The organism is Paracoccus panacisoli, assembly GCF_042435015.1.
In the GTDB taxonomy this organism is placed as follows: domain Bacteria; phylum Pseudomonadota; class Alphaproteobacteria; order Rhodobacterales; family Rhodobacteraceae; genus Paracoccus; species Paracoccus panacisoli.
Window position 1 is genome coordinate 1 of record NZ_JBHMQU010000101.1, and the last position, 985, is coordinate 985.

Here is a 985-nt window from a genome sequence, read left to right on the forward strand (position 1 = left end):
GAGAGTGACGCCGAAACCGCGCGGCTGGTCAATGCCGAGGCGCCGGGCGCCATGGCGCGTGCCTGCGCCGAGCTGGGCATCCCCTTCCTTCATGTCTCGACCGACTATGTCTTCGACGGCTCGGGCCAGGCGCCCCGCGCCGAGGAGGCGCCGACCGGACCCTTGGGCGTCTACGGGCAGACCAAGCTGGACGGCGAGCGCGCCATCGCGGCCGCCGGCGGGCAATGGGCGGTGATGCGGACCTCCTGGGTCTTCTCGGCGCATGGGACGAACTTCGTGAAGACGATGCGCCGGCTGGGCGCGGAACGCGATCGGCTGACGATCGTCGCCGACCAGGTCGGCGGTCCCACGCCCGCGGCCGAGATCGCCTCGGCCCTCCTGACGATGGCGCGTGCGATGGTGGCGGACCGGGGCAAGGGCGGCCTCTACCACTTCGCCGGCGCCCCCGACACCAGCTGGGCGGACTTCGCGCGCGAGATCTTCGCCCGCTCGGGCCTGTCGCCGCAGGTCCTGGACATCCCGACCAGCGCCTACCCCACCCCGGCGCGGCGGCCGCTGAACTCGCGCCTTGACTGCAGCGCCATCACCCGCGACTTCGGCATCGCGCCCCCGGACTGGCGGGCGGGGCTCGATCGCGTCATTCAGGAGCTTTCCGCATGAGCAGCCGCAAGGGCATCATCCTGGCCGGCGGGTCGGGAACCCGCCTCTATCCGATCACGCTGGGCGTGTCGAAGCAGCTTCTGCCGGTCTACGACAAGCCGATGATCTACTATCCGCTGTCGGTGCTGATGCTGGCCGGCATCCGCAAGATCGCCATCATCACCACGCCCGAGGACCAGTCGCAGTTCCAGCGCCTGCTGGGCGATGGCCGGCACTGGGGGATCGAGCTCAGCTGGATCGTGCAGGAAAGGCCCGAGGGGCTGGCGCAGGCCTATATCCTGGCCGAGGCGTTCCTGGCCGGGGCCCCTTCGGCCATGGTGCTGGG

The 985-nt window shown here is 70.8% G+C and carries 2 protein-coding genes; both read left to right on the forward strand.

Translation table 11 applies throughout. The features are described 5' to 3' along the window. Positions 1-660 (forward strand): dTDP-4-dehydrorhamnose reductase (gene rfbD / locus ACFHYO_RS15810; RefSeq protein ID WP_394321673.1); only part of this gene is annotated, 660 nt, incomplete at its 5' end. After that, positions 657-985: sugar phosphate nucleotidyltransferase (locus tag ACFHYO_RS15815; protein WP_394321675.1), on the forward strand; the 329-nt coding region annotated here is incomplete at its 3' end. The genes rfbD and ACFHYO_RS15815, both read left to right, overlap by 4 nt.